Source organism: Gilliamella sp. LMG 34360, assembly GCF_984568995.1.
The window spans coordinates 1878811-1893586 of sequence record NZ_OZ474900.1; the positions used below are offsets into that span (position 1 = coordinate 1878811).

Below are 14776 nucleotides of genomic sequence, written 5' to 3' on the forward strand. Positions count from 1 at the left end.
AATGATGATGTGTTACGGATTTTTTGTTTTCAGCTTAAAAACATTACCCTACAAAAGTATGAAAGTAAACAAAAGTTGGAGCTGGGCTAGTAATAATAGAGTTAATAAACGCTCAGCATTACAGTTTACAGGACCTAATAACGAAACAATAAACCTATCTGGTTCAGTATATAGTGAAATAACTCATGGTAGAGTCAGCCTTGAAGTTCTAGAACGTATGGCTTATTTATCAGTACCAATGCCACTAATTGAAGGGGATGGTGTACCACTTGGTTTCTTTGTTTTAAATAGTGTAGAAAAAACTTACACCGAACTAGATCGCCACGGTTCTCCAAGAAAAATCGATTTCACAATAAACCTAACTAAAGTTGATATTCCAGACTTCTTTGGTGAAGGCGCCATCAAAGATATTATTGATATTATTATATAGGTACAACATGGTAAGCCCTTTCTTTAAAATTTTATTATTAGATGATAATAATAAACAAGACATTACTAAAAAGTTTGATAATCGTCTAATATCAATGACATTTGTCGATAATAATGGATTTCAAGCAGATACAATAACTTTAGTTATTGATGATTCCGATCAAAAAGTTAATTTACCCAAAAAAGGGGTTAAATTAGAAATTACGCTTGGATGGAGTGCTGATAACAAAAGAACTACGATGGACAACCAAGAAGAGGTAATCTTTGAAGCAAATATAAAAAATGTTTTTACCATTACTCAAGTCACGCATTCTGGAACACCTGATATCATCACTATTCAAGGTACTAGTGCCAATCTATCGGGAGAAATAATAAGTGTTAATCGTGAAGAATCTTATGATAGTATTACTTTAGGTAATTTAATCGCTACCATTGCTAAACGCAATAATTTAACTTATCGCTATGATAAAGAAATAGGTTCAAAATATATTCCACATATTGACCAGACCCGAGAATCAGACAGTTCTTTTCTTACACGGTTAATTGATGAGTATGGTGGTGGGATCACCGTTAAAAATGATATCTTGATCGTCTTCAATAAAGGGCTAGGAATAACCGTAAATGGCAAGACTATTCCTCCTGCGAAAATTAAAAGAGAGTCAGGAAACTCACACTCTTATACAATTAGTAATCGTAATCAATATGCTGGTGTGCAAACATTCTGGTATAATTACAAAAACCCAACTAAAGAACCACAAAAAATTATCTATAAAGAACAATTAGATAAGAGTTCTGTTTATTATGAAGGTTCTAAAGATAAAATCAAAGTTTTAAGAAATATCTTTGCAAATAAAGAAAGCGCTATAGAAGCTGCTAAAAGTGAAATGAAAAAAATTCAACGTGGTACAGCATTTTTTAAACTTAAACTTGCCTTAGGTCGTCCGGATTTATTTACTGAAATGCCTGTTGAAGTTACTGGTTTCAAACCAGAAATAAACTCAACCCAATGGACCATTGCTAAATGTACACATTCATTAAGTAAACAATCAGGATTTACAACTGAAGTTGAATTGGAAATAAAACCCCAAGAACAAAGTTACGAAAATATACTCCCAACCAAAAAGCCTAAAGGCACAGTAAAATAACCTTAACAAGATTGGGTGAATAATTTTAAACCTATGTAAATGATGGCTCATCACAAAGAGTCATCAACTTAATCAAAAAACTTATTAAAATTGATAGCTAATCAAGCTATAGTTCATCTAAACTTTACGGCCATTTAATCAAAAGCAATGTAAAATTAAATAAAAAGTAAAATAAAAAAACACTAGACTTAAGTTTAAATTAATGTAAAATTAAATTAAACTTAATAAAAGAGGTTTGTCACATGAAATGTCCACATTGTCGAAATAAAACATTTATAAGATCGAGTGAAGAAATTAGTAACTTAACCCGCAAACAGTATTACCAATGCTCCAACATATTTTGCGGACATACTTTCACTGCAATGCAATCAATATCTGAAACTATTGTACCAAGCGCAATCCCAGATCCAAAAGTTAACATACCAATATCGCCATACAGCCGACACGCCAAAAAAGCCTAAAACATTACCAGGTTGAATCACAACCGACCTGGTTCCCTATTCCTAGCTCAACTATTAACGGTTTACTTTTATTATCTACTATCTACTATCTACTATCTCTATTTTGCAAGATAAAAAGATTAAATTCGAAAAATATCAACCGCCATTTTATCGCCACAGCCAAAAATTACACTATTAACTAAATATTATAAAAGGAAATAACTTATTGAAATTAAATGTTTTTGATGGTGGCCCCTACTGGACTTGAACCAGTGACCAATCGATTATGAGTCGACTGCTCTGACCAACTGAGCTAAGGGGCCATTTAGATGCGCTACTGACTTAGTAGGGTTGCGATTATAATAGAGTTAAATGGAATTTGCTATAGTTAAATTAATAAAAAAGGTTGATTTGCTTATTTATTAAGCTTTATTTTATTGGATTTTGTCCAATTATAAGATCTAATATTATTTGTTGAATTATCCTGATACAATAATTTGGTTTATTTTGTGCTTTATTGGTTGAGGGAATATTATGTCTATAAAAAAATTATTACTTATTAGTACAGCCATTTCAACAGCATTGTTTCTAAATGCCTGTAGTGGTTCTAACTATCAACCTACGGCTGGTGGTAGTCAAGTTCAGTTTATTGATACTAAGCCTGCTGCTAACTGTCAATATTTAGGTAAAGCAGAAGGACGTCGTAGTACTTTCTTTTCAGGTCTGAAAACTCACAGTGAGCTTATTCGTGATGCAGCATCGGAACTTAGGAATAATGCCGCAGCGATGGGTGGAAATATGATTTACAATGCGCAAGATGCCTCACAACAATATATTTCTGATATTGCACCAACGGATGCTGTCATGATCGGTGAAGTTTATAGTTGTAAATAAGATTATTATTTAATAAAAAGGGAGATCTTATTCTCTCCCTTTTTTAATTTAAATTTAAACTTAGTTTAACCATTTTGTTTTTCAAATTGCTTCATAAAATCAATTAAGTAATTTACTCCTTCAATATCCATTGCATTGTAGATCGATGCTCGCATACCACCAGCAATTCGGTGACCTTTAATACCAATGATGTTTACCTTAGTTGCTTCGCTAACAAATTTTTTATCGAGTTCTTCATTTGGCGATAAGAAAGTAACATTCATTATCGATCTATTAGCTGTAGCAACAGTATTGCGGTAAAAATCAGATTGATCAATAAATTGATAAAGTAATTGCGCTTTAGCTTGATTACGCTTTTGCATTGCATTCAATCCCCCAAGACTTTTAATCCATTTAAAAACTAATCCAGACATATACCAAGCAAATGTTGGAGGGGTGTTAAACATTGAATCATGATCTTGCAAAGTTTTATAATCTAATACCGACGGTAGGATTTTATGAGCATAACCAATAAGATCATCACGTACAATAACAATGGTAATACCTGATGGACCTATATTTTTTTGTGCTCCCGCATAGATTATGCCATATTTACTTACATCAATGGGTTGCGATAATATACAAGATGAAAAATCGGCAACAACTGTTTTATCACCAAAACTAGGCTCTTCAAAAATTTCAATACCGTCAATAGTTTCATTTGGACAATAGTGAACATAAGCCGAATCATCGCTTAATTTCCATTCAGACATAGGTTTAATCGAGGTTAGACCGTTTTCTTTTACAACAACATTTTGTTCCTTTATTTGACAATATTTGCTGGCTTCTTTAGCAGCACATTGGCTCCAATATCCGCTATTTATATAATCGGCAGTAGTTTTATTACCTAAAATATTTAATGGTACAGCGGCAAATTGTGCTCGAGCCCCACCTTGGCAAAACAAAATTTTATAATTTTTCGGTACGTTTAATATCTCACGCAGATCGTCTGTTGCTTCAATAGCACATGCGTCAAAATCTTTGCCTCTATGGCTTAATTCCATAACAGAAGCATCAGTATTATGCCAATTTAACAGTTCATTTTGTACTTGTTTTAATACATCAACAGGTAATTTGGCTGGGCCAGCACTAAAGTTATAACTTCTACTCATTACAGTTCACTTCAATCCATTTAAAAAAGAGCTCTATTTTTACACTCTCTTAAAAGATATACAATCACATTATTAGTAAAAATATTTGTTAAATCGCTAGATTTGCATAAAAATGCCGACTGGTTGTCGGCAAGGTATCAGATAATTAAAAAAATAATTCGGATAATTAGGATAACTGCTTTTTAGCGTTTTCAATAGCAATTTTAACTTGTAGTGGCGATACACCACCTTTAGCTGAACGTTTGGCTAAACAAGATTCTAACGATAGTACTTCGTAAACATCTTCATCTATAACTGTGCTAAACAACTTTAATTCTTCCAATGAGAGTTCTTCTAATGCTTTTTGTTTTGCGATTGCTCCAACGACAGCTTCACCAACAATATGATGAGCTTCTCGGAAAGGGATACCTTTTGAGACTAAATAATCAGCAAGTTCAGTTGCATTTGAGTAACCTTGTTTTGCTGCTTCTTGGCAATTTTTATAATTGATTTTGATATCTTCTAAAACTAAAGCTGACATATCTAAACATTCTTGCCATGTGTCGATAGCATCAAATAAATGTTCTTTATCTTCTTGAAGATCTTTGTTGTAAGCCAAAGGCAGACCTTTAAGTGTCATCATAGCGCCAGCTAATGCTCCAGCCACTCGCCCTACTTTACCGCGAATGAGTTCTAATGCATCAGGATTTTTCTTTTGAGGCATAAGTGATGAACCAGAAGTTACTCTATCGGATAATTCAACAAAATTTGCTTCGCCACTATTGAAAATAATAAGGTCTTCAGCAAAACGCGACAAATGAACCATACCAATGGAAGCATTGTTAAGTAATTCTAGAATATGATCACGATCGGATACGGAATCTAAACTATTATTAGTTGCTTTTGCAAAACCGAGCCAGTAAGCCAATTCATCGCGATCCATTGGATAAGCTGTGCCTGCTAATGCTCCAGAGCCTAAAGGGCTGACATCTAAGCGTTTTAATGTATCTTGTAATCGGCTAATATCTCGGGTTAACATTTCAAAATAGGCTAAGCACCAGTGTGCAAAAGTAATCGGTTGAGCGCGTTGTAAATGAGTGTAACCAGGCATCACAGCATCTTGATGTAGTTCTGCCGTTGTAACTAGCGCTTGGCGTAAACGATTTATCGCATTAATTAATTGTGATATTTCAACCTTGCACCATAATTTAAGATCGGTGGTTGACTGATCATTTCGGCTTCGACCTGTATGTAGTTTTTTACCTAAATCACCAATTTTTTCAATTAATTTTTGCTCCACCCAACTATGAATATCTTCCGCATCACTTTGTAAAATTTGCTGCGGGTCTTGTTGAACCGAATTAAGTAATTCATTTAAAGCTTTTTCTAATTTTTTCTGTTCATCATAAGATAAGACATTAACAGTAACCAATGCCTTAGACCAAGCAATTGATCCAATGATGTCTTGCTCTGCAAGACGATAATCAAAACGCAATGAATCATTAAATTGTTTAAATCGTTGATCTGCCGCTTGGCTAAAACGCCCACCCCATAATGCCATAATTACCTCAATACTATCTTTCTTTAATTATTTGTACTACGATTTTTATTTATCGTTGTTAACTGGTTATATTTTTATAATAAATTTAAATTTAATCAACAGTAAAAGCAATATATACAGGACATTGCCTGTATATATTGGTTACTTTATTTAATTTAACTGCAAATCAGAAATTACTTTTTCGCTTTGGATTTAGTTTTGGCTTTAGCTGTCGCTTTTTCCTTATCTTCTGCTTTGGTTGCAGTTTTTTTAGCCTTTTTGGCTGGTTGTTTTTGCTTTTCTTCATTTAAAGCACGAATGCGTGACGATAATGAGAATAGACGAATAAATCCACCGGCATGGCTATGATCATAAACTTCATCTTCACCAAATGTAGCAAACTCTTCATTGTATAAGCTATTTGGAGATTTCTTTTGTACAGCAGTTGCACTGCCTTTATAAAGTTTTACCACAACTTCACCCGTCATATCTTCGGCTAGAACATCTGCAGCCGCTTGGATTGAACGACGATATGGAGCAAACCAGCGACCATCATAAACAACATAAGCCATTTCTAAACCTAATTGTTCACGCCATTTGAAACTGTCACGATCTAAAATTAATTGCTCTAAACCTCTTAAAGCGGTCATCATGATGGTTCCACCCGGAGTTTCATAACAACCTCGAGACTTGATACCTACTAAACGATTTTCAATGATATCGACACGACCTACACCATGTTTTGCACCAATTTTATTTAATGTTGCTACGCAATTATATGGAGATAATTTTTTTCCATTAACTGAAACAACTTCACCTTTTTCAATACCAATGGTGACAAGTTCTGGTTTATTTGGTGCATCTTCTGGTGAGACAGTCCAAGCCCAGCAATCAGCATTAGATTGATTCCATGTGCTTTCAAGAACGCCACCTTCTGTAGAAATATGCCATGCATTTTCATCACGGCTGTAAATTTTTTCAACGGTTGCTGTGGTAGGAATTTTACGAACTTTTAAATAATCAATTAGAGCTTCGCGCGAACGTAAATCCCATTCACGCCAAGGAGCGATTACTTTAAGTTGTGGAGCAAGCGCCGTATAGGTTGTTTCAAAACGAACTTGGTCATTACCTTTACCTGTTGCTCCATGACAAAGTGTATCTGCTCCAACTTCTAAAGCATATTCCACTTGAGCTTTAGCAATAATTGGTCGAGCCATTGAGGTCCCTAAATAATAAGTACCTTCATATAAAGCACCTGTTTTTAATACTGGATAAACATAATCTTTAACAAATTCTTCTCGTAAATCGACAACTTTACAAGCTACCGCACCCGATGCTTTAGCCTTTTTTTCGACATCTTTTAATTCTTTCGGATCTTGACCAACATTAGCCACAAAAGCATAAACTTCACATCCGCCATAATTCTCTTTTAACCAAGGAATAATCGCTGACGTATCCAAACCACCTGAATAAGCCAATACAACCTTTTTTGTTTTACTCTTTTTCATGCTATACCCTTTCTAAATTAACTTACGATAAGTAAATGAGCTAATATTTATATGTTTTCAATATTTTAAATATTGGTAACTTGTCTAATATACTGTTTGTATTTTATTTAAGCAATAATTCTTGTGCCTGTTATATCTGATTTTCCATTGAATAATTCAATTAATTTATCTGCTTGTTTCCAGCTTGCAATATCAATAGACCGCCCTAATGCTTTTGCGGCTTCAAACGCTGAATTAACTTTGACAACCATACCATCGGTAATTACGCCATTTGCAATAAGCTGATCGGCTTGCGCTCGCGTTAAAGATTGAATGAGCTGTTTGTTTTCATCCAGAACGCCCACCACATCAGAAAGCAAAACCAAATCCGCATTTATAGTTTTGGCTAAAGCTACTGCAGCATGATCCGCATTAACATTCATCATTTGTCCATCTTCAGTGATACCAATTGAACTGACAATAGGCAAATAACCTGAATTTATCAATAAATTGATTAGAGTTGGATCGCCGGCTCTAGCTTCACCTACATAACCTAAGTCTTCGGAAATCTGTTTCACTTCAACACTATTACCATCAGCTAAACAGAGTCCAACAACCGATATTTGTAGTTTCTTGGCTTCTGACAATAATTGGGTATTCGCACTACCAGCAAGACTACCAACAATTACATCAATCTGATCTGCTGGTGTAACACGTAAACCATTACGACGAACTACTGGCATGGATAAACGATCCATTAATGAATCAACAAGGCTACCGCCTCCATGAACAATAATTAATGGTCGACGGAAATTCTTTTTATATTCATGAATAATAACAAATAGATTACTTAAAGCATCTTTGTTATCAAGTAATACACCGCCAAGTTTAATAATTAATGGTTTCATTTCTGCTTCCTATGTAGTTTTAATTTTGGTTAATTATCCAAAATCAGATTTATTTACTTAGACTTCAAAATAATAATTAAAAATCATTTGTCTATTATAATAGTGAAGTGGTTTGCTCATAACCAAAACGAATATTCATACATTGCACAGCCTGAGCGGCAGCACCTTTTAATAAATTATCCTCAACCGAAATCAGAATCAGATGACGATCTTTTAAGGCAAAACCAATATCACAATAAGGCAGACCTACCACTGCTTTTAAAGCAGGCCAATCTTTTTCATAAACTCGAACTAGTGGTTTATCTTTGTAGTATTTATTTAATGCATTAAGGATATCTTGAGAAGTTACCCCTTCTTTAACGCGACAAGTAATGGTTGCATGAATACCCTGTTTAAAACAACCTAAATGTGGTGTAAAGATAACCTGCTGCCCTAAATGTTTTGCAATTTCGGGTTGATGGCGATGAGTAAACAGCCCATATGCATGCAAACTTACCTCACAAAAACTATTATTATGCGTTGATTTTCGACCCGCACCACTTACACCACTGACCGCATTAATGACTGGCCATTGAGTATTATCTAATAAATCTTCTTCAATTAGAGGTTTAAGTGGTAATTGTGCAGCTGTAGGGTAACAACCGGGAACAGCAATCAATTGCGCTTGTTTTATCTTATCATCATTCCATTCAGCTAAACCATAAACAGCTTTATTTAGCCATTTTTGATGCCGATGGGTAAAACCGTAATAATCGGTATAAAAATCTGGAGAATTAACACGATAAGCACCAGATAAATCAAAAACTGTGCAACTTTTTTCTAAAAAGTAAGGGGCAATTTCATGACTAACAGAATGCTCTGTAGCTAAAAAGACAATATCAACATCATTGATATAACAAGAATAATCAGATGTGGCAATGAGTGGTAGGTCAATTACTCCTTTTAATTGCGGATGTAGATTATTATCAGAAATAAGTTTACCGCCGTCTTGACTGTTTTCCGATACCGTTAAAGCGATTAATTCAATATGTGGATGCTTACTTAAATAATAAGCTAATTTTGCACCTGCATAACCACTCGCTCCAATAATAATTGCCTTTAACATGTCTATCCTAATTTATTTAAGTGCAACAATGTTATATATAGTAGGTTATTTATAAAGTTAACACAAGCAAAAAATGAATTTTTATTCACTTTTTATGAATTTATTTTCAATAAACGCTGTTTATACTAATGCAAATACAAAGTAAAAAATTAAAATAAAAAACTAAGTTAACTATGCCTGCTCTTAAATATTAGCAGGCATATAAAATGAATAGTTTATTTCAATTGAGTCGCGGATTTTAATATCGCTATAAGTAATTCCCAATATCGAATAACACTTTGAATATTCACTCTTTCATCTGGAGAATGAGGTGATACAATTGTTGGACCGATTGATATCATATCCATATTTGGATAAGCTTGCTTAAACAATCCACATTCAAGTCCTGCATGAATCACCATAATCTTAGCTTTTTGTGAGAATATTTCGTAATATTTATCTTTAGCTAATTGTAAAAGACTTGAATTCAAGTTTGGCTCCCAACCTGAATATCCTCCACTGATTTCGTAATTGGCGTTGGTTAATTGACTAAGCGATATCAGAGTTGAAACAACTGCATCTTTTGCGCTATCAACTTGTGAACGAATTAGATAATGCGTATTTAATTGATTCTCTATAATATTAACAATACCTAAGTTAAGAGACGTTTCGACAACACCATGCAACTGATCGCTCATACGAACAACCCCATTAGGCGCAGCATGCAAATAGTTAATTATTTTATTTTGATGTTCAATAGTTAATACACGTTTAACTTTATCAGAAGTTACTTCAGCTAAACTTATCTGTATAGAAGGTTCAACATGCCCTAATTCATCATTTAAAATTGTTTGATATTGCTTAATAATAGATTCCAGTTGAGGTAAATCTTGTTTACTTAATGTCATTTCAACAAAAGCTTCTCTAGGGATGGCATTACGCAACGAACCACCTTTTATATCAGCTAATCTAAACGAAACATCTTGCGCATATTCAGCTAAAAAACGGGCCATTAATTTAATTGCATTACCACGACCTAAATGAATATCGCAACCAGAATGTCCCCCTTTTAGGCCTTTAAGCGAAATACTTATATAACAATCATGCTTTTCTGGAATGACTGCGTATGCAACTGCAAAAGTGGAAGTAAAATCAACACCACCCGCACAACCTGTAAATATTTCCCCTTCATCCTCTGAATCGGTATTGATTAGATAATGACTTTTTAACCAATTAGGTTGAAGACCAAAGGCGCCATGCATACCTGTTTCTTCTGACGTAGTAACTAAAACTTCAATAGGGCCATGTTCAATGGTGGGATCAATTAAAACCGCTAGTGCTGAAGCTAATCCTATACCATTATCCGCACCTAAAGTTGTACCTTTAGCTTTTACCCATTCACCATCAACATAAGGTTGAATTGGATCGGTAGTAAAATCGTGAACGGTTCCTTCATTTTTTTGTGGCACCATATCCATATGTGCTTGTAGGGCAATAGATGGACAATTCTCCATGCCTTTACTGGCTGGTTTCGTTAATAAGATATTACCAACTTTATCAAGTTCACAATGAATGTGATGGGTATTTGCAAAATCGACGATGTATTTAGTAATCATTTGTTCATGATGAGATGGATGTGGAATTTTACAAATATCGTTAAAAATCTGCCAAATAGATTTTGGCTTTAAAGTAGAAAGCATAATTTAACCTCAATATTGTGTCAGTAATAAATTAATGAGTAGTTTTTTTCGTGTAATCGCTTTATAATAAGGTGCAATTTTACATCTATTTTTAGTCCATTAATATTAATTTATTATATTTGTATATTCGATTAAAATTGCAGGTTACTCATGTCAATAGAACAAACTTTAACAGAAGAAGAAATCAAAGCCCAAAAACAGCATAAAGCAGAACTTATCGCTGAAAAAGAAAAATTTAATGTCACTTGGGAAATGTTACAATCTTACGGGCGCCAACTATCCAAACGTTTGTTACCTGCAAACCAATGGAAAGGTATCATTGCTGTCAGCCGTGGCGGTCTAGTTCCTGCTGCTATCCTAGCTCGTGAATTAAGTATTCGTTACGTAGATACAGTCTGTATTTCAAGTTATGATCATGATCATCAACGTGAAAAGTTAATCTTAAAACAAGCAAATGGTGATGGTGAAGGCTTTATTGTTGTTGATGATTTAGTCGACACAGGCAACACTGCCCATACTATTCGTGAAATGTATCCAAAAGCTCGATTTGTTACCATTTTTGCTAAACCAGCAGGTAAACCACTTGTTGATGATTATATTGTTGACATTGCGCAAGACACTTGGATTGAGCAACCTTGGGATACAGGGGTAATGTTTGTTAAACCTATTAGCGATAATCAATAAGGATATTAAACACAATTATGACTACTACCGAAAATTTATCTGCTCAGATATTTAAACCACAATACGAATATCCTGAAACATCAGCGCTTATTAATCGTATAGACAGTAGCGACGGTAGTAGCATAAGTCCTTTGGATGGTGAAATTGATTCAAGATGGTATCGGATCATTAACCCTTTTTTATGGATTTGGCGAGGATTACCTAAATTAGAGGTTGAAGAACTTTTATCCAAAATTGCTGCTTCAACAAAACGTCATACAAATGAAAAATGGTTAGATACTGTTATTGGTTATCAATCAGGTAATTGGGTTTATGAATTTTTAAATCAAGCTGCATTGTGGCAATCTAAAGCTGATTCAATCGATCAAGAAAACCCGAGTGAAGAAGATAAAATTAATTTACACAATTATTTTCTTATCGCGAGTGAATATTCAAGCATTGCTAGTTATCCACATTTCAAAAATGATGAACTCGCTATGTATGCACAAACTTGTGCTTATCAAGCTTATATGAAAGCACTCAATTATTCCCCCTTTACAGTCAAAGAGCTGGAATTTAAAGTCGAGAGTCGTAGTGTTAAAACGTTTTTGCACTTACCAAAAACGGACAACACTTGCCCTGTTGTATTAATATGTAATGCATTGGGCAATTTACAAATTGATTATTATCGTTATTTTAAAGAATATTTAGCTCCTCGCGGATTCGCTATGTTAACAGTTGATCTACCAACGGTGGGATACAGCCGTAATTTTGCTTTAACTCAAAATAGTAGCCAGATTCATCAAGCAATATTAGAACAACTTTCGTCCGTTCCATGGGTTGATGATAGTCGCGTTATTTTAGCAGGATTTCGATTCGGATCTCATCTTGCAACACGGTTAGCTTATTTGATGCCTAATAAGGTTAAAGGTTTATTCAATTTTACGCCCTTTGTTCATCAAATATTTGTAGATAAAGATTTGCAAAAAAACCTACCAAATAGCTACAAAGACATGTTGGCTAGTCGCCTTGGATTACCTTCTATATCTAATTTGCAATTAGCAGCAGAATTAAATTATTTTTCACTTAAGAATCAAGGATTATTAACTCATGCATGCCCTGTACCAGTCATGAATATTATTTTTGAAGAAGATGTATTAAGTAATTTAAATGAAGCAAAATTGATTCGTTCAATTAAACAAAGTAAATTAGTAACCATACCTAAAACACCATTACAAAAAAGCTTGCATGATGCATTAACTCAGTCCGTAAAATGGATGGAGTCGGTTTTGTAAGATCTGATTTAAAATAAGAGTATGTTATGACCATTAAAAAACAACAAACTGTCGTTGTTAAATTAGGAACCAGTGTATTGACCGGTGGCACAAAACAGTTAGATCGTGCACAAATGGTCGAACTAATTAGGCAATGTGCTAGTTTACATCAAGATGGACATAAAATTATTATTGTTACATCTGGAGCGATTGCCGCTGGTCGAGAATATCTTAACTACCCTACTCTTCCCAATACTGTTGCATCAAAACAACTACTTGCATCGGTTGGTCAAAGTAAACTAATACAACTTTGGGAACAACTCTTTTCAATCTACAAAATTTATATTGGCCAAATGTTGTTAACACGTGCCGATCTTGAAGATCGCGAAAGGTTTTTAAATGCGCAAGATGCTTTAAAAGCCATGTTGGACAATCACATTATTCCTATTATTAACGAAAACGACGCAGTAGCAACCGCTGAAATTAAAGTTGGTGATAATGATAATTTATCCGCCCTAGCAGCTATTTTAGCTGAAGCCGACAAATTAATTTTATTAACAGATATTGCGGGTTTATATACCGCCGATCCAAGATCAAATAAAAATGCTAAATTAATTCATGAAATCGACAATATTGACGATAATTTACGTAGTATAGCTGGAGACAGTGTTTCTGGGCTTGGTACTGGTGGAATGGGTACTAAAGTACAAGCGGCCGAAGTAGCAGGAAGTGCCGGAATTGAAGTTATTATTGCGGCAGGTAATAAACCAAATGTTATTATTGATACTGTAAATAACCTATCAGTTGGCACACGCTTTATCCCGCCTAAGACCCCCTTAGAGCATCGTAAACATTGGTTATTCGGTGCGCCCAAAGCGGGCAAAGTTTTATTAGATGATGGCGCAGTAAATGCCATTTTAAATAATGGTAGTTCACTTTTACCCAAAGGTATTTTACAGGTTGAACAAAACTTTTCTCGTGGCGAAGTCATAGATATCTGTGATAAAACAGGTAAAAGTATAGCTCGTGGGGTAAGCCGTTATAATAGTGATGCATTAAAACAAATTGCCGGACATCACTCACAAGAAATTAGCCAAATTATTGGCTATGAGTACGGCTCTGTCGCCGTACATCGAAATGATATGATTATTAAATAACAAACAATAAGGAAATAAAAAATGGGACTAGCTATAGGTGGTGTAATAGCCAACTGGTTTGGTGTATTAATCATTTACATGAATTCACTTCAAGATAAACTTTATGGAATCATGTTACCAATTGCATTCATATTTGCTTTAACAAGTACGGTAGGAATATTATTTGCAGGAAAAAATAAAAAATTAGCAGGTACTTTAATTATTATTGGCAGCATATTATTTGTTCCTTTGGGGTTAATTGGGGTTTTTGGTGCTAAAAAAATAATTAGTCTTGCTAATGAAGCAACATTAGAAGAAAGACGCAATTCATAGAAATATCATGGATATTACTTTGTTAAGGATAATAAATGGAATCTCAAAATCAAAATATAGAACAATTTCAAGCCCGACGTAACGTAATTTTTTTGATGATAGTATGTATCATAGTATTTTTCATGCTGTTAATACTTCCTATAGGTAAAAATGTAAGTCTAGCAGTACCTTTAATCTTACTTTTTCGTGCTATTTGGCAATTTAATATGATTTATATCTCAATTGGAGATGATTATATTACTTATAGACCTACTGCACCTTTAAAAGGTTCAGTGAGTATGCTTTTTGAAGAAATCTCATCAATTGATTATCAAAAAAATAAAGTAATTATTAATTACAAAAACAAAATTAGTAATAAAGAGGAAACTGTAAAAATACCTTTATCAGTCATGGAAGATGAGGCAAAAGAAAAACTTCTAACTACTTTACATACTGTATTAAAAGATAAGGAACAATAAGATAAAAAATGATGATTTAGAGCAAAGATTAAGGCATCTTTGCTCTTAACTTTTTAATAAATTGATAACTCCACATTAGAAGAGTGATGCTTTTCTAGTACAAATTGCGAGACATCATTCACAAGAAAGAAGCAAAATTATCGGCTATGAATACA

Annotated in this window: 14 protein-coding genes, 1 tRNA gene and 1 pseudogene; 9 read left to right on the plus strand and 7 right to left on the minus strand. The window is 34.0% G+C overall.

The annotated features are described in order from the left end of the window. Position 1 precedes the first annotated feature (1 nt). The 3 genes from AC5LW9_RS08495 to AC5LW9_RS08505 all read left to right on the plus strand — a co-directional run bounded on the left by AC5LW9_RS08495 (position 2) and on the right by AC5LW9_RS08505 (position 2035). Complete coding sequence (locus tag AC5LW9_RS08495) at positions 2 to 430, plus strand: phage tail protein (protein ID WP_198236004.1); 429 nt, start codon at positions 2 to 4, stop codon at positions 428 to 430. A gap of 7 nt (positions 431 to 437) precedes the next feature. Then, on the plus strand, positions 438 to 1574 hold the full coding sequence (locus AC5LW9_RS08500) for a contractile injection system protein, VgrG/Pvc8 family (protein WP_493455650.1): 1137 nt from the start codon (positions 438 to 440) through the stop codon (positions 1572 to 1574). Between the two features lie 242 nt (positions 1575 to 1816). Beyond that, a complete protein-coding gene (locus tag AC5LW9_RS08505) occupies positions 1817 to 2035 on the plus strand; it encodes an Ogr/Delta-like zinc finger protein (protein WP_080692454.1) in 219 nt (72 codons plus the stop codon). A gap of 225 nt (positions 2036 to 2260) precedes the next feature. Here the strand turns inward: AC5LW9_RS08505 and AC5LW9_RS08510 are convergent. Then, positions 2261 to 2337: transfer RNA gene (locus tag AC5LW9_RS08510), tRNA-Ile, on the minus strand. Between the two features lie 211 nt (positions 2338 to 2548). Between AC5LW9_RS08510 and AC5LW9_RS08515 the strand changes: the two genes are divergently transcribed. Beyond that, positions 2549 to 2908, plus strand: coding sequence for a DUF4156 domain-containing protein (locus AC5LW9_RS08515; protein ID WP_493455651.1), 360 nt, complete (start codon positions 2549 to 2551; stop codon positions 2906 to 2908). Positions 2909 to 2973: 65 nt separating this feature from the next. Here AC5LW9_RS08515 and serC read toward each other — a convergent pair whose 3' ends face one another. The 6 genes and pseudogenes from serC to AC5LW9_RS08545 form a co-directional block, all read right to left on the minus strand. Next, positions 2974 to 4059, minus strand: a complete 1086-nt coding sequence (gene serC / locus AC5LW9_RS08520) for a 3-phosphoserine/phosphohydroxythreonine transaminase (RefSeq protein ID WP_493455652.1) — start codon at positions 4057 to 4059, stop codon at positions 2974 to 2976. 166 nt (positions 4060 to 4225) lie between these two features. Beyond that, positions 4226 to 5599 (minus strand): argininosuccinate lyase, encoded by a 1374-nt coding sequence (argH, locus tag AC5LW9_RS08525; RefSeq protein ID WP_493455653.1) that lies wholly within the window; start codon positions 5597 to 5599, stop codon positions 4226 to 4228. Between the two features lie 269 nt (positions 5600 to 5868). Next, positions 5869 to 7086 (minus strand): annotated as a pseudogene (locus AC5LW9_RS08530) (argininosuccinate synthase); the annotation flags it as partial. A 107-nt stretch (positions 7087 to 7193) separates the two neighbouring features. Further along, positions 7194 to 7973, minus strand: a complete 780-nt coding sequence (gene argB / locus AC5LW9_RS08535) for an acetylglutamate kinase (RefSeq protein WP_493455654.1) — start codon at positions 7971 to 7973, stop codon at positions 7194 to 7196. Between the two features lie 94 nt (positions 7974 to 8067). Further along, positions 8068 to 9078, minus strand: coding sequence for an N-acetyl-gamma-glutamyl-phosphate reductase (gene argC / locus AC5LW9_RS08540; RefSeq protein ID WP_493455655.1), 1011 nt, complete (start codon positions 9076 to 9078; stop codon positions 8068 to 8070). 215 nt (positions 9079 to 9293) lie between these two features. After that, positions 9294 to 10757: an aminoacyl-histidine dipeptidase gene (locus AC5LW9_RS08545; protein ID WP_334323834.1), complete on the minus strand. Its 1464-nt coding sequence runs from the start codon at positions 10755 to 10757 to the stop codon at positions 9294 to 9296. Between the two features lie 252 nt (positions 10758 to 11009). On the opposite strand from AC5LW9_RS08545, the gene gpt reads away from it, so the two are divergent. Genes gpt through AC5LW9_RS08570 form a run of 5 tightly spaced genes read left to right on the plus strand, consistent with a single transcriptional unit; the run spans position 11010 to position 14621 of the window. Next, positions 11010 to 11441, plus strand: a complete 432-nt coding sequence (gpt, locus tag AC5LW9_RS08550; protein WP_039127501.1) for a xanthine phosphoribosyltransferase — start codon at positions 11010 to 11012, stop codon at positions 11439 to 11441. A 17-nt stretch (positions 11442 to 11458) separates the two neighbouring features. Beyond that, a complete protein-coding gene (gene frsA, locus AC5LW9_RS08555; RefSeq protein WP_493455656.1) occupies positions 11459 to 12715 on the plus strand; it encodes an esterase FrsA in 1257 nt (418 codons plus the stop codon). Positions 12716 to 12741: 26 nt separating this feature from the next. Continuing rightward, entirely contained in the window at positions 12742 to 13851 is a 1110-nt protein-coding gene (gene proB, locus AC5LW9_RS08560) for a glutamate 5-kinase (RefSeq protein WP_334322265.1), read from the plus strand. A 21-nt stretch (positions 13852 to 13872) separates the two neighbouring features. Then, entirely contained in the window at positions 13873 to 14163 is a 291-nt protein-coding gene (locus tag AC5LW9_RS08565; protein WP_493455657.1) for a hypothetical protein, read from the plus strand. A gap of 35 nt (positions 14164 to 14198) precedes the next feature. Then, positions 14199 to 14621, plus strand: coding sequence for a hypothetical protein (locus AC5LW9_RS08570; RefSeq protein WP_039127450.1), 423 nt, complete (start codon positions 14199 to 14201; stop codon positions 14619 to 14621). The last annotated feature ends 155 nt before the right edge of the window (positions 14622 to 14776 follow it).